Origin of the sequence: Mesorhizobium sp. C120A, from assembly GCF_030323105.1 — a bacterium.
GTDB lineage: Bacteria > Pseudomonadota > Alphaproteobacteria > Rhizobiales > Rhizobiaceae > Mesorhizobium.
Genome location: NZ_CP100476.1, coordinates 1584022 through 1602649, shown reverse-complemented (window position 1 = coordinate 1602649; position 18628 = coordinate 1584022). Strand labels below are relative to the sequence as shown.

Annotated in this window: 18 protein-coding genes; 8 read left to right on the top strand and 10 right to left on the bottom strand. The window is 63.0% G+C overall.

All coding sequences use genetic code 11. The annotated features are described in order from the left end of the window. Nucleotides 1–134: 134 nt before the first annotated feature. Nucleotides 135–1430 (bottom strand): amidase, encoded by a 1296-nt coding sequence (locus NL532_RS07875; protein ID WP_023737510.1) that lies wholly within the window; start codon nt 1428–1430, stop codon nt 135–137. Between the two features lie 116 nt (nt 1431–1546). On the opposite strand from NL532_RS07875, the gene NL532_RS07870 reads away from it, so the two are divergent. Together NL532_RS07870 and NL532_RS07865 are read left to right on the top strand one after the other, a co-directional pair. Continuing rightward, nucleotides 1547–1894 (top strand): GFA family protein, encoded by a 348-nt coding sequence (locus NL532_RS07870; RefSeq protein ID WP_023669842.1) that lies wholly within the window; start codon nt 1547–1549, stop codon nt 1892–1894. A gap of 217 nt (nt 1895–2111) precedes the next feature. Then, a complete protein-coding gene (locus NL532_RS07865) occupies nt 2112–2522 on the top strand; it encodes a DUF4437 domain-containing protein (RefSeq protein WP_027048960.1) in 411 nt (136 codons plus the stop codon). A gap of 27 nt (nt 2523–2549) precedes the next feature. On the opposite strand, the gene NL532_RS07860 is transcribed toward NL532_RS07865, so the two are convergent. From NL532_RS07860 to NL532_RS07825, 8 genes are all read right to left on the bottom strand, one after another. Then, nucleotides 2550–3341, bottom strand: a complete 792-nt coding sequence (locus NL532_RS07860) for an ABC transporter ATP-binding protein (protein WP_348524262.1) — start codon at nt 3339–3341, stop codon at nt 2550–2552. An 80-nt stretch (nt 3342–3421) separates the two neighbouring features. Continuing rightward, a complete protein-coding gene (locus NL532_RS07855) occupies nt 3422–3862 on the bottom strand; it encodes a hypothetical protein (protein ID WP_023728570.1) in 441 nt (146 codons plus the stop codon). Further along, the gene (locus NL532_RS07850) at nt 3859–4947 is read right to left on the bottom strand and encodes an ABC transporter ATP-binding protein (RefSeq protein WP_023733630.1); all 1089 of its coding nucleotides are present in this window, start codon (nt 4945–4947) and stop codon (nt 3859–3861) included. The genes NL532_RS07855 and NL532_RS07850 overlap by 4 nt, the downstream gene beginning before the upstream one ends. Nucleotide 4948: 1 nt before the next feature. Beyond that, nucleotides 4949–5887, bottom strand: coding sequence for a carbohydrate ABC transporter permease (locus NL532_RS07845; protein WP_023728572.1), 939 nt, complete (start codon nt 5885–5887; stop codon nt 4949–4951). 3 nt (nt 5888–5890) lie between these two features. Next, nucleotides 5891–6985 (bottom strand): carbohydrate ABC transporter permease, encoded by a 1095-nt coding sequence (locus NL532_RS07840; protein WP_286488040.1) that lies wholly within the window; start codon nt 6983–6985, stop codon nt 5891–5893. A 46-nt stretch (nt 6986–7031) separates the two neighbouring features. Continuing rightward, the gene (locus NL532_RS07835) at nt 7032–8465 is read right to left on the bottom strand and encodes an ABC transporter substrate-binding protein (RefSeq protein WP_023728574.1); all 1434 of its coding nucleotides are present in this window, start codon (nt 8463–8465) and stop codon (nt 7032–7034) included. A 46-nt stretch (nt 8466–8511) separates the two neighbouring features. After that, nucleotides 8512–9624: an ABC transporter ATP-binding protein gene (locus NL532_RS07830; protein ID WP_027048959.1), complete on the bottom strand. Its 1113-nt coding sequence runs from the start codon at nt 9622–9624 to the stop codon at nt 8512–8514. Between the two features lie 302 nt (nt 9625–9926). Next, nucleotides 9927–10610 (bottom strand): TetR/AcrR family transcriptional regulator, encoded by a 684-nt coding sequence (locus NL532_RS07825; RefSeq protein WP_023828301.1) that lies wholly within the window; start codon nt 10608–10610, stop codon nt 9927–9929. Between the two features lie 111 nt (nt 10611–10721). Here NL532_RS07825 and NL532_RS07820 point away from each other — a divergent pair, with 111 nt between their 5' ends. Genes NL532_RS07820 through NL532_RS07810 form a run of 3 tightly spaced genes read left to right on the top strand, consistent with a single transcriptional unit; the run spans nt 10722 to nt 13204 of the window. Then, entirely contained in the window at nt 10722–11918 is a 1197-nt protein-coding gene (locus tag NL532_RS07820; protein WP_023828300.1) for a Tm-1-like ATP-binding domain-containing protein, read from the top strand. Nucleotides 11919–11928: 10 nt separating this feature from the next. Continuing rightward, a complete protein-coding gene (locus NL532_RS07815) occupies nt 11929–12783 on the top strand; it encodes a phosphoenolpyruvate hydrolase family protein (RefSeq protein ID WP_286488036.1) in 855 nt (284 codons plus the stop codon). Nucleotides 12784–12787: 4 nt separating this feature from the next. Further along, the gene (locus tag NL532_RS07810; RefSeq protein ID WP_023669853.1) at nt 12788–13204 is read left to right on the top strand and encodes a cupin domain-containing protein; all 417 of its coding nucleotides are present in this window, start codon (nt 12788–12790) and stop codon (nt 13202–13204) included. Between the two features lie 179 nt (nt 13205–13383). On the opposite strand, the gene NL532_RS07805 is transcribed toward NL532_RS07810, so the two are convergent. Further along, nucleotides 13384–14574: a M24 family metallopeptidase gene (locus tag NL532_RS07805; protein ID WP_023828297.1), complete on the bottom strand. Its 1191-nt coding sequence runs from the start codon at nt 14572–14574 to the stop codon at nt 13384–13386. A gap of 364 nt (nt 14575–14938) precedes the next feature. Here NL532_RS07805 and NL532_RS07800 point away from each other — a divergent pair, with 364 nt between their 5' ends. The 3 genes from NL532_RS07800 to NL532_RS07790 all read left to right on the top strand — a co-directional run bounded on the left by NL532_RS07800 (nt 14939) and on the right by NL532_RS07790 (nt 18623). Then, nucleotides 14939–16543: an ABC transporter substrate-binding protein gene (locus NL532_RS07800; protein WP_023828296.1), complete on the top strand. Its 1605-nt coding sequence runs from the start codon at nt 14939–14941 to the stop codon at nt 16541–16543. 266 nt (nt 16544–16809) lie between these two features. Continuing rightward, nucleotides 16810–17796: an ABC transporter permease gene (locus tag NL532_RS07795; RefSeq protein WP_023828295.1), complete on the top strand. Its 987-nt coding sequence runs from the start codon at nt 16810–16812 to the stop codon at nt 17794–17796. Continuing rightward, nucleotides 17793–18623 carry an ABC transporter permease gene (locus tag NL532_RS07790; RefSeq protein WP_286488033.1) on the top strand — a complete coding sequence of 277 codons (831 nt, stop codon included), beginning with the start codon at nt 17793–17795 and terminating at the stop codon, nt 18621–18623. Before NL532_RS07795 ends, NL532_RS07790 begins: the two co-directional genes overlap by 4 nt. Nucleotides 18624–18628: the final 5 nt, after the last annotated feature.

Here is an 18628-nt window from a genome sequence, read left to right as displayed (position 1 = left end):
GCCAGCCGAACGATCCGCCGATGCTGGTCGTTACCAAAATCGAACGCTCCTCCAAGACAAAATCGAACGCTCCTCCAAGAAAAGCGAGCGCAAGCGCTGCGCGGCACGTTGACTGCCGACCTACGGCTCGCTGCCTATCGGAGCAGCCGCTCGACTTCAGCCGCGATGCGCAGCAGATGGTGGTCGTGGCCATTGCGCGCCACCAGCATCAGTCCGGCCGGCAGCGTCATGCCGGGCATCGGCAGCGAGATCGCGCAGAGGTCGAACTGGTTGGCGACCTGGGTATTGCGCAGCAGCAGACCTTCGGTGCGTTCACGCAGAGCCGTATCCTCGGCCATCGAAACGATAGTCGGCGCTGTCACCGGCGTGGTCGGCAGAGCTAGCACATCGACCGAACCCAACCGCTCGTCCATGGCTATGCACAGTGCCGCGCGACGACGCATTGCCCTGATATAAACCGGCGTCGGTATGGCCGCCGCCCGCGACAGCAGCCCGCTGACATGGGGATCGACCGGCACCGATGCGCCCGTCGCCAGCCAGTCGGCATGGATTTCAGAACCTTCCATGGCCGCGATCGAGCCGCGTTTGGTGGCCAGGCGCAGATCGGCAATGAGGTCGTCGATCGAAATGTCCGTGAGCCACGCGCCTGCCTGCTCGATCCCGGCAAGGCTGCGATCGAACGCGGCGGCAATCTCCGTTTCCGTGTCTTCGAAAAGCAGGCCGCGCGGAATGCCGACACGAAGCCCGGCAAGCGCTAACGGCAGGTGCAGTTGCGGCATCTGCTCGCCCGTCATCGCGGCGTCAGCCAGGGCACACGCAGCAACACTCAGCGCCAGCGGCCCGATCGAATCCAGCGTCGCGGAAAGGGGATAGGCACCAGTCAGCGGCACGCGCCGCGCCGTCGGCTTGAAACCGACGACGCCGTTCAGCGATGCCGGGATGCGCACCGAACCGCCGGTGTCGGAGCCGATGGAAATGTCGCTCGTCCCCTCGCCAACGGACACGGCGGCGCCCGACGACGAACCGCCTGGAATGCGGCTGGTGTCGGCGGCATTGCCCGGTGTGCCGTAGTGCATGTTGTCGCCGATAGCGGTGAAGGCGAATTCGGTCATGTTGGTCTTGCCGATGATGACGGCGCCGGCCTGGCGCAGACGGCTGACGACCGCAGCGTCGTGCCGACGGGGCGCGGTGTCCCTCAGCATCAGCGACCCGGCCGTGGTCGGCTCGCCGGCGACATCGAACAGATCCTTGATCGACACGATGGTGCCGTCAAGCGGCCCGAGCGATACGCCGGCCTTCTTGCGCGCATCGGTGGCCTCGGCCGCTGCGCGCGCCGCCTCGGCATAGAGTTTGGTGAACACCTTCTCGCCTGCCGCGCAACTGGCAAGACGTGACAGGATGATCTCGAGACGATCGCGGATTGATTGCATGTCGATGTCGGATTCCGTCAAGGTGGAGCGTCTTTAAGGCATATGGGCCGCTAGGTCAGCGGAAGGAATAGCCCGGACAGCGTGCCTTTGCACCTGCCAGCGATAGGAAGGGACTGATGCTGTACAAAGGCAGCTGCCACTGCGGCAAGGTTGCGTTCGAATTCAAGGCGCAGCTGACCGGCGCCGTGCGGTGCAATTGTTCGATCTGCTCGCGCAAGGGCGCGCTGTTGGCCGCCATCCCGCATGACAGCCTGACGGTGCTGGCGTGGGGCGACGATCTCGGCACCTACACATTCGGCAATCATGCAATGGCGCATCGCTTCTGCCGCACCTGCGGCATCCATCCCTTTGCCGAGGATGTCAGTCAGGGCAGCGAACGCAGCGCCTACATCAACCTCAACTGCGTCGCCGATTTCGATCCCACCGGCCTGCCGGTCTTCGACTTCGACGGCCGCGCGGTCTGACCCTACGGTGGCCTCTCACCACAAAAGCAACGCCCCGAAAACCTTGATAGTTCTCGGGCCCGCTGCTTCAGCCAAGGATGGCTATCGGCTATTCGACGCGCTTAGGGCCGCGCGCGAACACAACGATCGCCGCCAGCAAGGTCGCAGCGCCACAATAGGCGAAGGCGCTGGCCACACCGGCATTGTCGACCACCAGGCCGCCGAAGACAGCGCGTTTCTGGCGCTCGCCGTTTCTTGCGTCTTTCCCGCTCGCGCCTTTGCCCTCGAGGACAGCTATCTCCCGGCCGACAAGATCCCCTATGTCGCCGAAGTGCCAGACCAGCCGCATCGCCTTGGCCCGTTGTGGGGTGACCGGGCCAAAGGCCCGGCGGGCACCTTGCTGAAAGTTCCCGGCAACTGGCGCGCGCCGGTTCATGCGCACACCGCCGACTATCGCGCGGTGGTCATCAAGGGACTGTGGGCGCATTGGCAAATGGACGGCGGCGAAGCGACGAAGGTCGAATTGCCGCCGGGATCCTACTGGACCCAGAAGGCCAACGAGATGCACGACGACGCCTGCCTCTCAGAGACGGAGTGCGTGATCCTGCTGATCAACGATACGCCTTACGAGACCTACTTCCAGAAATAGTCAGGCGGCGCCGTCGTTCGACCGCAACTAGCTGGCGTGCCGCAAGCTCACGCCGCTGCCCTTGTCGAACAGCACCACCTTGTCCTGATTCCAGGCAAAGCGCACCGGCTGCTCGATCTGGACATCGGTTCTGGCCGGCACCGTGGCGCGCAGCGTCGTGTCGCCGACCCGCAGAGTCAGGATCTTTTCCACGCCATGGTTCTCGACATCGTGGACGCGTGCCTCGACCGGCGCACCGCTTTCAAGATACACATCCTCAGGTCGAATACCGAAGACGAGCGGGCGACCGTCGGTCGCACCGCCCGCCTTGGCACCCCCAGAGAAAGGCAGTTCGAAATTTAGCGGCGCCATCACCGCGCGGCCGTTGACCAGCTTGCCATCGATCAGGTTCATCGGCGGCGAGCCGACGAAGCTGGCCACATAGGTATCGCGCGGATTGTTATAGATCTCGTGCGGCGTGCCGGTCTGGATGATGCGGCCATGGTTGAGCACGCCCACCTTGTCGCCCATCGACATCGCCTTGATCTGGTCGTGGGTGACGAACAGGAAGGTGGCGCCAAGCTGGATCTGCAGGTTCTTCAGTTCCGTGCGCAGCGCCTCGCGCAGTTTGGCGTCGAGCGCCGACAGCGGTTCGTCCATCAGGAACACGCGCGGCTTGCGCACGATGGCGCGGCCGATCGAAACGCGCTGCATCTCGCCGCCGGACAGACGATCGGTCTTGCGGTCGAGCAGATGTTCGATCCTGAGTGTTTTGGCGGCGCGGTCGACACGATCCTTGATCTCGGCGTCGGGTCCTCCGGTCAAGCCGGAGGATGACAGCGTGAGAGTTGAGAGGGCGACGCACACCGACCGTCGCGGACGGGCGCGAGCGCGACCTGCCGGATAGCGTCAGCTGCTGATCATCGCGCTGTCTTGTTGAGAGCGGTGACGATCAGCGCGAGAATCACCGCCGCGGCGGCGATTTCCCACACGAAAGCCTGCTTGTAGAAAGGCGGCGTGGCGAGCTGCGCCTTGCCGGCGAGAGTGTTGGGGTCCGGTGGATTGAGGAAGAAGACGCCGTAGAGATGCGCCGCCGTGATCGATACCAGCAGCGCAATGCAGAAGACCAGCGCCACGACCAGCGCTACGGTCACCACACTGCGCACCTTGACGCCCGGCTGGGCCAACGGCAGCAGGTTGTTGATGAGCCCGGCAAGCACCACGAGACCGCTGCCGACCGCGTACAGGCCGATGGAAAAGGGTTGAAAGATCAGCACCAGCGCCAAGACGCCGAGGCCAATGATGAAGAGCTCGAGGCGGAACGCGCCGGCGCGGCTCATGCCGGAAGAACTGTCGCTCATGACCGCACCGCCTTTCCGGCGCCATCGAAGACATGGGTTTGCCTGGGATCGGGGCGTAGATTCAGCGCCTCGCCGACCTTGACCCACTGGCTTCTCGTCACCACGACGCGGATGTCGGCGCCTGCCGCCGTGCGGGCATGAATAAGGGTTTCGGCGCCCATGGGCTCGATGAGCTCGGCTCTGGCGGAGATGGTGCCACGGTCCCCCGTATCGGTCACGGTGAAAGCACGGGGGCGGACACCGATCGTCACCTTGCCGGGCTGCAGGCGCGCGACCGCCGCGTCCGTGCGGATCGCCAGACTAATGCCGGCAACGGTCATGTCCGCCGTGCCATCGGCGAAGGCCTTGAGGTCGGCCTCGAGAAGATTCATCTGCGGCGTGCCGATGAAGCTCGCCACGAAAGCATTGGCGGGCTTGGCAAATACCTCGTGCGGTGAGCCGACTTGCTCGATCAGGCCGTCCTTCATGATGGCGATGCGGTTGGCCATGGTGAGCGCTTCGAGCTGGTCATGGGTCACGATCACGGTCGCTTTGGAGAGGCCCTGCAGCACTTCCTTGATCTGGCCACGCATGGTTTGGCGCAGTTCGACATCGAGACGCGACAAGGGCTCGTCGAAGAGGAAGCAATTGGGGTCGCGGACGATGGCGCGGGCCATGGCGGCGCGCTGCTTTTCGCCCTCGGATATCTGGTTCGGCAGCCGGTCGAGAACGTGCTCCAAGTGAAGGATCGCGGCGACGCGGTTGACGCGGGCAGTCCGCTCAGCCCCGGAAATGCCGTCATGATAGAGCGGGAAGGCGATGTTCTCGGCGATCGATGCCGACGGGTAGAGCGCGTAGAACTGGAACACCATGGCGATGTCGCGCTTTTCGGGCGGCAGTTTGTTCATCACCTTGCCGGCGACGACGACCTCGCCGTCAGTGACGCTTTCCAGCCCGGCGATGACGCGTAAGGTCGTCGTCTTGCCACAGCCGGACGGGCCGAGAAGGCAGACGACCTCACCGGCGGCCACCGACAGGTCAACGTCCTTGACCGCGGTGAAGGAGCCGAAGCGCTTGGTGACTTTGCGGAGTTCGATGGTTGACATCTCAGCGCTTCACCGTGCCGAAGGTAACACCGCGCAACAGATGGTTTTGCAAGAAGAAGGTGACCAGGAAGACTGGGACGAGGAACAGGGTTTCGATGGCGGCAAGCAAAGTCCAGTCGGTGCCGCGTCCACCCGACGACACGGCCTGGTTCATGGCGACCGGGACCGTCCTCGTGTCAGGCCCCGAGAGCAAGAGGGCGAAGAGGAACTCGTTCCAGGTGAGGATCAGGCCGAACACGAACGTGGCGGCGAGCCCGGCAATGACCTGGGGCAGGCAAATCTTGAAGAACACCCGCATTCCGGACGATCCGTCGAGGCGGGCGGCATCCTCGACGTCTGGCGACAATTCATCGAAGAAGCTCTTCATCATCCAGATGGTGAAGGCCAAGTTGAAGGCGGTGTAGAGCATGATGATGCCGAGATACGAGCCCGACAGGCCCACTACGCGGAACATCAGGATCACCGGAATGATCACCACAATCGCCGGCAGCATGCGCGTGGTCAGGATGATGAACAGGTAGGTGTCATTGCCTTTCAGCGGATAGCGCGAGAAGCCGAAGGCCGCCAGGGTGCCGATGACCAGCGCCAGCAGCACCGAAGCCGAGGCGATGAAGATCGAGTTGAAGAAATAACGGTCGAATCCTGTCGCTTCCGGGGCACCGCCCGACGTCATCGAGCGAGAAAAGACGGACCCAAAATTTTCGAGCGTGGGCTTGAACACAAAATGATCCGGAATCAAGCCGAACAGCGACGTGGGCGACAGCGTCGGAGGCACCAGAAGCGCGTCGCCCTGCGGTTTGAAGGCGGTGAATATGATGAACAGCACCGGCAGAAAATAGATAAAGGCGACGACGGCCACGGCGAGCGTCCGCCCCCAGCCGGCCTCGTCTACTCCGCTGGCCCTGCGGAAGCCGAGCTTTCCCAATATCGATTCGGTCACGGGTTAGGCTCCCTGCGTACGGCGGTTTGCGAGGTACAGGTAGAGGTTGGTGAGAACGATCACCATGAACAGCATCAGATAGGAGATCGACGCGCCCTCACTCGTCTTGTTCTGCTCGTTGGCGATGCGGATCAAGTGATAGGAGATCGTCAGCGTGTCGTTGCCGCCCTTGGTGAGGAGGATGACGAGATCCGCCAGCTTGAATGCCTCGATGGTGCGGAAGAGAAGGGCCAACATCAGAAGGCCGCGGATGTAGGGGAAGGTGATCATCCAGAATTGCCGCCAGCTGGAAATACGGTCGATGGCAGCGGCCTCGTAAAGGTATTTCGGCACCGAGACGAGGCCCGCCAGCACAAGGAGCATGACGAAGGGCGACCACATCCATGCGTCGGCGAAAACGATTCCCGCCACGGCACCGACTTTGTTGCTCATCAGGATGAACTGGTTGCCGGAGATGGAATTGATGACGTAGCTGAGAATCCCGAATGTCGGGTCATAGTAGTAGGTGAAGAACACGCCAGAGGCGACAACCGAAAGCATCATCGGTGTCAGCACCAGGATCAACAAATACTTGCGCAGCGGAAATTGCTTGGCGAACAGGATGGCCAGCAGAAAGCCGACGATCATCTGCGCGGAGACGGTGAACACGACGAACATGGCGGTGTTGATCAGCGCGCCCCAAGTCGCGTGAGCAGCGAGATCGTTGGTAAGGATCCGGATGTAGTTCCCGAGTCCGACGAAGCGGATCGTCTGCTGGTTTGCCTGGTAGGCGAAGAACGAAAGGCCCAGCGACCACAGCAGGGGAAGATATTCATCACAAACAGAACGGCGATTGCCGGAGCGACCAGCAAGGCGCCGAAGTAGTGGCGGCGATACGCGTTGACGGTAAATGCGGCCGCGACCAACGCCACCGCGGCGCCCACCACCCAGAAGGAGACAGCCGCAGGCAAGCCCGCCATTGATATGGCCGACACGACGACAGCGACAGCGATGGCGAGTTTCCAGTTGTGGGCAACAACCGCGGTAAGGCGTGGTGTCAGCAGCGTGCTTGAAACAGCGGTCATGGGAGTCCGAAATATGGAGCGCCTGAAGTGGCAATGACGGGGAGCGGCTTTTGCCCGCTCCCCGCAGCTATGTCGGAAGGTTACTGGATAAGACCATCGTTCTTCAGGAGGTCCTCCTGGAACTTGGCGATGTTATCCAAGGTGGTCTTGGCGTCCTGCTTGCCAGTGATGGCTAGGTCGTACTGGTCCTGCTGCTGGGTGAGCAGTTCGAAGAACTGCGGCACGTGCCACATGTCCTTCTGCCAGTCGAGCGAGTTCGCCCAGGCGCGGTCCCACGGACGATAGGTCACATACTTCGGATCGCTGTAGACCGACTTGATCGCGGACTGGCCGCCGCCGGCGGCGAACTGGTGCTGGATATCAGGCGAGAGCCACCACTTCACGAAGCCAACCGCTTCCTTGATTTGCTCAGGCGTCGTCCAGGTGGTGAGAACGAAAGGCTGTCCGCCGATCTGTGACGTACGATTCACCTTGCCGTCGGCACCGCGCAGGCCTGGCGCCAATCCGAACACCAGCTTGTCGGCAACCTTCGACGTCTTGGGATCGAGCGAGGCTTCGGCGAGACCGATCCAGTCGATGTTCATGGCCACCTTGCCTTCACGGAACAACTGGTCCGAGACGAAGATGTCCATGGTGCCGGTCTTGACCACCGGCGGCATGAACTTCAGCAATTTGAGGAAATGCTCCATGCCCTCGATGGACTTCGGGGAGTTTACGACGCCTTCGGCATGTCCGGTCGGGGCCTTGGTTTCATCCCAGATGCCGCCGCCATGCTCCCAGACGAACGTGTGGACCGAGCTCGTCGAGAAGTCGTAGCCTTTGCCTGCCTGATAGGCGATGCCATAGAAATCGTCATCCAGCACCTGGCCGGCGAGCTTGTCGCCCTTCTTGCGCTGGAAGAATTCGCCAACATGCTCGAACGTGTTCCAGTCCATGGCGTCGATTTCTTCGCCGGTGCAGGGCAGCTTCTCATTGTACTTCGCCTTGTAGGCGGCCTGCTCGTCGTTGTTGCAGAGCACGTCCTTGCGGCCGTAGGTGACCAGCACGTCCGGGAACTGCGGGAAGCCGTAGTAGTTCGGCGTGCTGTTGGGATAGGTCGAGTAGGCGTTGAGCACGGCGGGATGCATCGACTCCATCGTCGCCTTGAGTTCCGGGTCGGCATCGATGAGATCGTTGATCTTGCGGAAGTAGCCGCCTTCGACGAAGGCGCCCAGCCACTGCGAGTCCGACACGATGAAGTTGTACTTCTTTTCGCCCGAGGTCAACGAGGCGTTGACGCGGGTGTAGAAATCCGGCCACGGAATGAAGTCCACATCGAGCTTCACAGTATTGCCAGACTTCGGCTTGTACTGCTCGTCGAAGAACTTCTTCATAATGCGGGTCGGGGGCCAATCCGGCACCGCCATCGTCAACGTCACTTCTTCGGCAGAGGCATAGGTCACGCCTCCCACCAGTAGTGTGGCAGCGAAGCTTGCGGCTGTCGCTAGCCCTTTCAGTTTGGTCATCGCCGTCATTCGCGTTTCCTCCCTTGGTTAACCGGATTGCTTCTCGCCTTTCGAGTCAGGTCATTGCCTGGCCGCTCGCGGCGCGGAAGACGTGGATTTTCCTGTTATCGATGGCGATCGATGCCGAATCGCCGGTCCTGATGCTGGCGGCGATCGCTTCCGGCAGCACCATGCGCAACATCTCGCCGCCGGCCTCGACCGAGACGATCGTTATGTCGCCGAGCGGTTCGACCAGATGCACCTTCGAGGCAACCCCGGCTTCGCCCTTGGCGGCGAGCCGAATGTCGCTCGGGCGAATGCCGATCAGCGCGGCCTCGTTGGCATCGGCAGTCTTTGGCGCCGTCGCCGGAACCAGAGTCCCGAGCGGCGTGTCGAAAGATCTGGTGTCGGCGCGCACCGAGGCCGTGAACAGATTCATGTGCGGCGAGCCGATCTTGCTGGCGACATAGGTATCGATCGGCTGCTCGTAAAGCTCGTCTGGCGTGCCGATCTGGACGATGCCCCCATCGCGCATGACGGCGATCGTCTCGCCCATCGAGAGAGCCTCGATCTCGTCGGGCGTGGCATAGATCACGGTCATGCCGAACTGGCGGTGCAGCCGCTTCAGCTCGGCGCGCGTCTCGTGCCGAAGCTTGGCGTCGAGATTGGTGAGCGGCTCATCGAGCAGAAGAATCTTTGGCCGGCGGATCAGGGAGCGGCCGAGCGCGACGCGCTGCTGCTCTCCGCCGGACAGGGTTGCCGGCTTGGCCTTCAGGCGGTGTGTCAGCTTCAGGATCTCGGCGGTCTCTTTCACCCGCTTGTCAATCTCGGCGCGCGCGGCTTTCTCCTCGCGCAGCGGGTAGGCGAGATTGTCATAGACCGTGAGGTGGGGGTAAAGCGCGAAAGACTGGAAGACCATCGAGATGCCTCGGCCGGCGATCGGCGCATGGGCCATGTCGCGGCCGCCGATCTCAAGCGTGCCGGAGTCGGCCTTGACGAGGCCGGCGATAGTGCGCAGCGTCGTCGTCTTGCCAACGGAGCTCGGCCCGAAGAGTACGAAGAAGCGGCCTTCGTCGACGGCGAAGCTCAGGTCGTTGATGGCGCGCACGGATCCATAGGCCTTGCTGAGCCCATCGAGGCGCAGCGCAATCCCCTTGCCGTCACTGGCGCGAGGCGACGTCTGCGTCACGATGCGCCACCTCGTGCGGACGGAACACGCGCCATCCGTATGATTCTCCTCGTCCTGCCGAAATGGACTGCGGCTGTCATTCTCGATCCGCCTTTTCTTTCCTGATCTGGTATTACCAATTTTGGATAGCCGTCAAGCTCTTTCTTGGATCACCACCGGACCTTGTATAACCGGATTTTTCATGTATCCGACTGTTTTCCCTGAATTTTCCTACTCGTTGATATAGGAAAGCCTTGTTTCGGCACTGCCATCCCGGTTAACATCAATAGTGGGCATCCAAATCTGGTCGAACCAGATTGGCGCTATTTCGCCAATGCCGCCGTCGGGGCCGCATCGATTTCAGCCGTTGATTCCGCCACCGCGGCGCGCACAAGGGCGCCCGCCGCCCATTGCGCGACCGACCGCATGCCGCGGCTATCGAGCCCCCATATATCCTTCAGCACGATCAGCACTTCGACGCCGAACATCATCGACAGCGCCTGCGCCAGGCGCTTGAACTCGCGCGGCGGCAGCCGGCCCTTGAGCGGTGCGATGGCATCCTTCAGCAGCTGGACGCGATGTCCGCGCGTGAATTGCGGCTCGCCGCCCAGCGTGCCCGCCTGCCGCTGCGCCCATTGGTCGAGCGACAGTTTCAGCGCTGCCTTGAAAGTTGCCTCGAAAGCTTCGATGCGCGGCATGGCGGTATCGAACAATTCGGCAACGCGCCGCCCGGCATCGGTGGACGTCGATTGCCAGGTCAGGATCGGCCCAAGCCCCTCGTCAACCACCGCCTGCACCAGGGCTGCCTGGCTGGGGAAATAGCGATAGGCGGTGGCGCGCGACACTTGCGCCGCCTCCGCGACTTCGCTGACCGACGGGGTGACGCCCGCCTGCATCAGCCGCGTCGCCGTCTTCAGCATCAGCCGTTTTGTGCGGGCCCGTGGGCCGCGTTCGGCAGCCTCGTTGGCGTCGTCGCTCCCAGCGGCTTGTTGACGTGAGACATCCATGTCAATACGATACGCGCGTCTCAAAAAATTGCAATGACCTTTGCCCACCGAAAGGCCGGCAAAGGGCGACAGGCGGTCCGGCGCCGGTCGGCCGGTGACGGGAGAAACGCGATGAAGCGCATCTACGTGGTGGGCACAGCCGACACCAAGGGCGAGGAACTTGCCTTCCTGGCCGATGCTATTGCCGCCACCGGCAGTTCGGTTGCCCGCGTCGACATCGGAACGCGCGGTGCCACGGTGCCGGTCGATATCCCGGCCAGCGAGGTCGCGGCGCATCATCCGGATGGAGCCAGTGGCGTGCTCGGCATCGATGATCGCGGCACGGCAGTGGCCGGCATGGGCGCCGCCTTCACCGGTTTCATTCAGTCGCGCGACGACATATCAGGCGTGATCGGCATTGGGGGCGGCGGCGGCACGTCGATCATCACTGCTGGCATGCGCGCGCTGCCGCTTGGGCTGCCCAAGATCATGGTCTCGACGCTCGCCTCCGGCGACACCGCGCCCTATGTCGACGTCTCCGACATCATCATGATGCCATCGGTCACCGATATGGCGGGACTGAACCGGCTGTCACGCGTCGTGCTGCACAACGCGGCGCAAGCGATCGCCGGCATGGCCGCAAAGCCGGCGCCGACTGCCACCGGCAAGCCGGCACTCGGGCTCACCATGTTCGGCGTTACCACGCCTTGCGTGACCGCCATCGCGGATCAGTTGCGCGCCAACTATGACTGCATGGTTTTCCACGCCACCGGCACCGGCGGCCGCTCGATGGAGAAGCTCGCGGACTCGGGCCTGCTCGCCGGTGTTATCGACATCACCACGACGGAAGTCTGCGACCTGCTGCTCGGCGGCGTGCTGCCTGCGACGGAGGACCGCTTCGGCGCCATCGCCCGCACCAAGCTGCCCTATGTAGGCTCGGTCGGCGCGCTGGACATGGTCAATTTCTGGGCGCCGCCGACCATTCCCGAGAAGTTTAGGGGCCGGCTGTTCTACGAGCACAATCCCAACGTCACACTGATGCGCACCACGGTGGACGAATGCCGCGGTATAGGCGAGTGGATCGGCACCAGGCTCGCTCGCTGCGAGGGCCCTGTGCATTTCCTGATCCCCGAAAAAGGTGTCTCGGCACTCGATATCGAGGGCGGCGCCTTCTTCGACCCCGAAGCCGACGCCGTGCTGTTCGGTGCCATCGAGCGCACCATCAGGCCGAGCGCCACACGCCGGGTCACACGCCTGCCGTTGCACATCAACGATCCGGAATTTGCCAAAGCCGCAACCGCGGCCTTCCTCGACATCGCCAGACAGTGAGAGCCAACAAATGCCCGCAATACCGCGCAAGGACATATTGAAGAAGTTCAAGGCGATGATCGCCGACGGCGTGCCCATCGTTGGGGGCGGCGCCGGCACTGGCCTGTCGGCCAAGGCCGAGGAAGCCGGCGGCATCGACCTCATCATCATCTACAATTCCGGCCGCTATCGCATGGCCGGGCGCGGCTCGGCTGCGGGCCTGCTCGCCTATGGCAACGCCAACGAGATCGTCAAGGAAATGGCCTATGAGGTGCTGCCGGTGGTCAAAAAGACGCCGGTGCTGGCCGGTGTCAACGGCACCGATCCCTTCGTCATCATGCCGCTGCTGCTTGCCGAGCTGAAGACGATGGGCTTTTCAGGCGTGCAGAATTTCCCGACCATCGGCCTGTTCGATGGCAGCATGCGCCAGAGTTTTGAGGAAACCGGCATGGGCTTCGGGCTGGAGGTCGACATGATCGCCGAGGCGCACAAGCTCGATCTTCTGACCACGCCCTATGTCTTCAACCCCGACGAGGCGCGCGCCATGACAAAAGCCGGCGCCGACATCGTCGTTGCCCATATGGGGGTGACGACCGGCGGCTCGATCGGAGCCACGTCGGCCAAGTCGCTCGACGACTGCGTGGTCGAGATCGACGTCATCGCCAACGCGGCGCGCTCGGTGCGCAAGGATGTCATCCTGCTTTGCCATGGCGGGCCGATCTCGATGCCGGATGATGCCCGCTACATCCTCGACCGCTGCAAGGGCCTGCACGGCTTTTATGGCGCGAGTTCGATGGAACGGCTGCCGGCTGAAGCCGCGATCGCCAGGCAGACGGCGGATTTCAAGGCCGTCATGCTGCACGACCATAAGAAAAGAAGGGGATGAGATCATGACCGACAAGAGCAAGGTATTCGTATACCCGAAGGACGTGAGCGCCTTCGGCTTTGACTGGGGCAAGCTGTCGCTGACGGTGGCGCCTGAAGTGAATGGCGCTGAGCGCTTTTCCGGCGGTGTCGTCGACCTGCCCTCAGGCAAGGGACACACGCGCCACAACCATCCCGGCGCGGAAGAGATCATCTTCGTTATTTCGGGCAATGGCGAGCAGATGGTCGAGGACGAGGAGGGCAATCCGGTCGTCGCCAAGGTCGGCCCCGGCTGCACCATCTATGTGCCGGAAAGCCGTTTCCATTCGACGCTGAACACGGGCGATGGGCCGATGCAGCTCTTCGTTGTCTATTCGCCGGCTGGACCCGAACTGGTGCTGCGGGAGTTGCCGGATTTCAGGTTGATCCCGGCGGGGAAATGATGATTTCCTCCAGGGGTAGCGCCGCCCCTCATTGTCTTGCCGGACATTTCTCCCCGTATAGTGACAGGGAGAAAGATGCTTTCATCGGCGATTTCGCCAATCGCCCGAGCTGCCTTCTTCTCCCGTTCTACGGGGAGAAGGTGCCGGCAGGCGGATGAGGGGCGGCGCCGGCCTTCGTTCTATAAAGCCCCACCTCTATTCCAGCCCCGCGCCCGATCCCCAAACATCACATATCCCGCATCCGTCACCGCCAACGTGTCCTCCAACTTGATGAACCCCCGCGTCGGGTGAAGCATGGTCGTCTCCACCGACAGCACCATGTTTGTCTCCAGCGGCTTGGCGGCATAGGTGCCTTCATAGGTCACCGGATGGTTGGTCATCAGGAACGGAGCCTCATGCGTGATCAGGCCCATGCCGTGGGCGAAGAAATCCGTGTAGTGCGCGACCTTGGAGGCCTTCAGCACACCCTCGGCATGCGAAATCATGTCGCCGCCGATGGTGCCCGCCCTCACCTTCGAGAACGCCGCCTGCTGCACCGTCTCGACCTCGGCCAATAGATCCTCAAGCTCGGCATCCGGTTCGCCCAGAATGCCCATGCGGCAGAGATCGCCAATATAGCCGTGATAATTGCCGCCGGAATCGATCGACAGCACTTCGCCCTTTTTCCACGCCTGCGGTGACGCCGCACGGTTGTGGCTGGCGCCCAACGTCAGCAGGCAATATTCGAAATGCGCGCCGCGATTGGTTTCCTCACACCGCAGCTGCTCGATGATCTCCGCCTTGGTCGTGCCTTCATGCGCCCACCGGATGGTCGCCAACATGGAATCGGTGATCAGCTCGGAGGCGATACGCAGCTTTTCCAGCTCGGCGTCCGTCTTGATGGCGCGCATGCGCTCCAGCATATCGGTCGCGTCGATCAGCTTCGCGTCCGGCAGCGCCTTGCGGATCAGTGCATAAGCATCGGACGGCAGGAAGGCCGGCTCGATGCCGATGCGGGCGCCTACCTTGCCGATTTTCGTCACGTGCTCGACCGCAAGATTGGCAGCATCGAGCGTGCCCCAGCAGGCGGCATGCAGCGTCGGCGTCCAGAACGGGTTGTTCTGGTGCTCGGCGCCTTCCATGCGGTTGCCGATATAGGCGGCATGATCGGGCCCACCCTTTTCATAGACGACGACAGGCAGGTAACGGCTATGGCCGATCGCATCCATGGCGGCAAAGAAGATGAACTTGTAGCCGCCGAGCAGATACTGCGTGTTGTGCTTGGACGTCGCGAGCAGAACATCGATGCCGGCCTCTTCCATCAGCCGGTCGACCCTCGCCTGGTCGAACGGGATATTGCTGACGGCGCTCTTGCCCGGGGCAATGTTCATTGTTCTCTCCCTGATTTCCGTGGGATCGCCCGTCGTGCAGCGGCCGATCCCTTGGCTTTCGATCAAATCTGCACCATTTTGCTCACTCTGGTCCAGCCAGAAACAAGGAAAATAGCTTCAGCAGGCAGTCACCAAGTCGTCATTGCTGCACATCAAGGCAATCTGGTCCTACCAGAATACCAGAATGAAAGGGCCACCTCTAAACTGGTCCAGCGGACGAAAATTTCAAAGCCAAGCAAAGATGCGCCAATTCCGTCTCTGGCGAAACCCTTGGCAAGGGCCATAATCGCCGCGAGGATGCTGGCGGGTGCCGCCAGCTTCGAGGGGTGCGCCCATCTGGTCGCGGAGAGGACGGAGGTTAATCATGTCGGATATTTCCAGACGCACGCTGCTTGGCGGCTCAGTTTTACTGCTGGCCTCCACCGCCATGCCCACATTCAGCTGGGCGCAGACGCCGAAGAAGGGCGGCCGCCTCGTGCTTGCCGCCGATTCCGAGCCGCGCAACCTCAATCCGGCCATCGTCGCCTCCAACGGCGTCTTCTTCATCTCCAGCAAGATCGTCGAAACGCTGGCCGAAGCCTCGTTCGAAGGCAAGGACGGACTGGAACCGCGCCTTGCGCTCTCCTGGGAAGGTGCTGCCGACGGGCTGTCGGTGACCTTCAAACTGCGCGACGGCGTCAAGTGGCATGACGGCAAGCCGTTCACCTCGGCCGACGTCGCCTTCTCGGCGCTGCAGATCTGGAAGCCGCTGCAAAATCTCGGCCGCACCGTGTTCAAGGATCTGGCCGGCGTCGACACCCCTGACGATCTAACCGCCGTGTTCAAATTCGCCAAGCCGACGCCGTTCCAGCTGATCCGCAACGCCTTGCCGGCGCTGTCGAGCGTGGTGCCGAAACATATCTACGAAGTCGGCAAGATCGAGGACAACCCGGCCAACAATGCACCCATCGGCACCGGGCCGTTCAAGTTCGGCGAATACAAGGCCGGCCAGTACTACAAGCTGACCAGGAATGCGGATTACTGGGCCAAGGACGAGCCGTATCTCGACGAGATCATCTACCAGGTGCTACCCGACCGCACGTCGGCTGCAGCGGCGCTCGAGGCTGAAGAGATCCAGCTCGCCGCCTTCTCCGCCGTGCCCCTGGCCGACCTCGACCGCATCTCCAAGGTGCCGGGCCTGAAGGTGATCTCCAAGGGCTATGAGGGGCTGACCTATCAGCTCGTCGTCGAGATCAACCATCGCCGCAAGGAACTGGCCGACGTGAAGGTCCGCCAGGCGATCGCGCATGCCATCGACAAGGACTTCGTCGTCAAGACGGTGTTCCTCGGCTATGCCGCTGCCGCCACCGGCCCGGTGCCGAAGAACGATCCGCAATTCTACACTGCCGACGTGCCGATCTATCCATTCGACGTCGCCAAGGCCAACGCCTTGCTCGACGACGCGGGGTACAAGCGCGCCGATGACGGCAAGCGTTTTGCGCTGAAACTCCTGCCGGCACCCTATTTCAACGAGACCAAGCAGTTCGGCGACTATCTGCGCCAGGCGCTGGCGGCAATCGGCATCGACGCCGTGATCGTCAACAACGACTCGGCCGCGCACATCAAGGCCGTCTACACCGACCACGCCTTCGACCTCGCCGTCGGCCCGCCGGTGTTCCGCGGCGACCCGGCGATCTCGACCACCATCCTGGTGCAGAGCGGCATTCCCGACGGCGTGCCGTTCTCCAACCAGGGCGGCTACAAGAACGCCGCGCTCGACGCGCTGATCGCCAAGGCTTCGGAGACGCTGGATACGTCAGCGCGCACCGACCTCTACAAGGAATTCCAGAAACAGGTCGCGGCGGACCTGCCGCTGATCAACGTCGCCGAATGGAGCTTCATCAGCGTCGCGCGCGAGACGGTGGGGAACATCGCCAACAACCCGCGCTGGGCGGTTTCGAACTGGGCGGACACGTATCTGGAATCGTGACACATTTGCGCGGATGAAAGTTCGCAAAGAAATTGGTGTGAAGGCATGGCGTAGGGCCGTTCGTCACACCCCCCTCTGTCCTGCCGGACATCTCCCCCGCAAGGGGGGAGATCAGCAGCTTCGCTGTCGCGTACATTCGGCATCGAAGATTGGCGAAGGCAGAGGCGACATCCAATCTCCCCCTTGCGGGGGAGATGTCCGGCAGGACAGAGGGCGGTGCCTAGACACCGCACCTCTCCCGACTGGCGCAGTGCTATGCCTTTCCCATGACCCGCGCCCTCACCCTCATCCGCCGTCGCCTCGTCGGCAGCATCTTCGTGCTGCTGATCGTCATCATCGGCACATTCCTCCTCCTGGAAGCTGCCCCCGGTGACGCGGTCGACGCCTACATCGTCTCGACCGGCGGCGACGCCGGCATGATCGAATTGCTGCGTCATCGCTGGGGCCTCGACCAGTCCGAGCTAACACGGCTCGCGAACTATCTCTGGGCGCTGCTGCATTTCGACCTCGGCCAGTCCGTTACCTTCTCGCGGCCAATTCGCGATGTTATCCTGGAACGCCTGCCGACGACACTGCTCCTGATGGTGACCGCCACCGCGCTCTCCTTCGGTTTGGGCTCGGCGCTCGGCATCTACGCCGGCGCCAGACCCGGCAGCTTTCGCGACCGCTTCCTGTCGATCGGCTCGCTGGCGCTTTATGCCGTGCCGGGTTTCTGGCTTGGCCTGGTGCTGATCGTCGTCTTTGCCGTCGACCTGCGCTGGCTGCCGATCGGCGGCATCGAGAGCCTGGCCTCGGACAAGACCGGTTTTGACCGCGCCACCGACATCGCCGTCCATCTCATCCTGCCGGTTTCCGCGCTCGGCTTCATCTATCTCGCCCTCTATCTGCGCATGATGCGCGCCGGCATGGCCGAGGCGTGGCGGCAGGATTTTGTGCTCGCCGCCCGCGCCAGGGGGTTGTCGCGCCGCCGCATCGTGCTCGCCCATGTCGCCCGCAACGCGCTCTTGCCGCTGGTCACCATGCTCGGCCTGCAATCGGCGCAGATGCTGGGCGGCAGCGTCGTCATCGAAAGCGTCTTTGCCGTGCCCGGCCTCGGCCGGCTGGCGCAGGAAGCGGTCGCCTCGCGCGACACGCCGCTGCTGCTCGGCATCATCCTCACCAGCGCCGTCCTCGTCATTGCCATCAACCTTGCAGTCGACATCGCCTACGCCTTCCTCGACCCGCGCGTCGGTGCCAGCGAGGCCAGCGCGTGAGCGCGCTGCCGCGGTTCCTGCGCCGGCCGGAAGCGGTCGCCGGCGCGATCATCCTGGCGCTTCTGTTCGCCATGGCGCTGTATGCGTCGCTGCTCTTCCCCGGCGACCCGCAGGCCATTGCCGGACCAGCACTGCTGCCGCCGTTCCAGGACTGGTCGCTGCCGCTCGGCACCGACCGGCTCGGCCGTGACGTGCTGGCCGAACTGTTCCACGGCGCCCGCACCTCGCTGGCGGTCGGCCTGGCGGCGGCGGCGGCGGCACTCTTCGTCGGCGCGATCGTCGGCACGCTGGCCGGCTTTGCCGGCGGCCTTGTGGACGAGGGGCTGATGCGCATCACCGATGCCTTCCAGACCGTGCCGAGTTTTCTCCTGGCGTTGGCCTTCGTCAGCGTCGTCGGGCCGTCGGTCGGTGTCGTCGTCACGGCAATAGCGCTTGGCGCCTGGACCGGACCGGCGCGTGTAGCGCGCGCCGAAGTGCTGTCGATCCGCGAGCGCGATTACGTCGCCGGCGCTCGCGTCATCGGCATGCATCCGCTTGAGATCGCTTTTCGCGAGGTGTTGCCCAACGCGTTGCCGCCGGTGCTGGCCTTGTCCTCGGTGATCGTGGCGGCCGCGATCCTCACCGAGGCAGCGCTGTCCTTCCTCGGTCTCGGCGACCCCAATCGCGTCACCTGGGGCGGCATGATCGCCGAGGGCCGCACTGTGCTGCGCACCGCGCCCTTTCTGTCGATCGTTCCGGGCATCGCCTTGGTGCTGACCGTGCTTGGCGTCTATCTCACCGGCGAAGGCGTGGTCGAAACGACGGCGGTGCGGAGGAGCCTGTCGTGACCGCA

Excerpts from the sequence above, each read along its gene's own strand:
- NL532_RS07810 (WP_023669853.1), top strand. The coding sequence starts at position 12,788 with ATGACCGACAAGAGCAAGGTATTCGTATACCCGAAGGACGTGAGCGCC.
- NL532_RS07815 (WP_286488036.1), top strand. The coding sequence starts at position 11,929 with ATGCCCGCAATACCGCGCAAGGACATATTGAAGAAGTTCAAGGCGATG.
- NL532_RS07835 (WP_023728574.1), bottom strand. The coding sequence starts at position 8,465 with ATGACGGCGATGACCAAACTGAAAGGGCTAGCGACAGCCGCAAGCTTC.
- NL532_RS07800 (WP_023828296.1), top strand. The coding sequence starts at position 14,939 with ATGTCGGATATTTCCAGACGCACGCTGCTTGGCGGCTCAGTTTTACTG.
- NL532_RS07875 (WP_023737510.1), bottom strand. The coding sequence starts at position 1,430 with ATGCAATCAATCCGCGATCGTCTCGAGATCATCCTGTCACGTCTTGCC.
- NL532_RS07805 (WP_023828297.1), bottom strand. The coding sequence starts at position 14,574 with ATGAACATTGCCCCGGGCAAGAGCGCCGTCAGCAATATCCCGTTCGAC.
- NL532_RS07850 (WP_023733630.1), bottom strand. The coding sequence starts at position 4,947 with ATGTCAACCATCGAACTCCGCAAAGTCACCAAGCGCTTCGGCTCCTTC.
- NL532_RS07855 (WP_023728570.1), bottom strand. The coding sequence starts at position 3,862 with ATGAGCGACAGTTCTTCCGGCATGAGCCGCGCCGGCGCGTTCCGCCTC.
- NL532_RS07795 (WP_023828295.1), top strand. The coding sequence starts at position 16,810 with ATGACCCGCGCCCTCACCCTCATCCGCCGTCGCCTCGTCGGCAGCATC.
- NL532_RS07820 (WP_023828300.1), top strand. The coding sequence starts at position 10,722 with ATGAAGCGCATCTACGTGGTGGGCACAGCCGACACCAAGGGCGAGGAA.
- NL532_RS07825 (WP_023828301.1), bottom strand. The coding sequence starts at position 10,610 with ATGGATGTCTCACGTCAACAAGCCGCTGGGAGCGACGACGCCAACGAG.
- NL532_RS07870 (WP_023669842.1), top strand. The coding sequence starts at position 1,547 with ATGCTGTACAAAGGCAGCTGCCACTGCGGCAAGGTTGCGTTCGAATTC.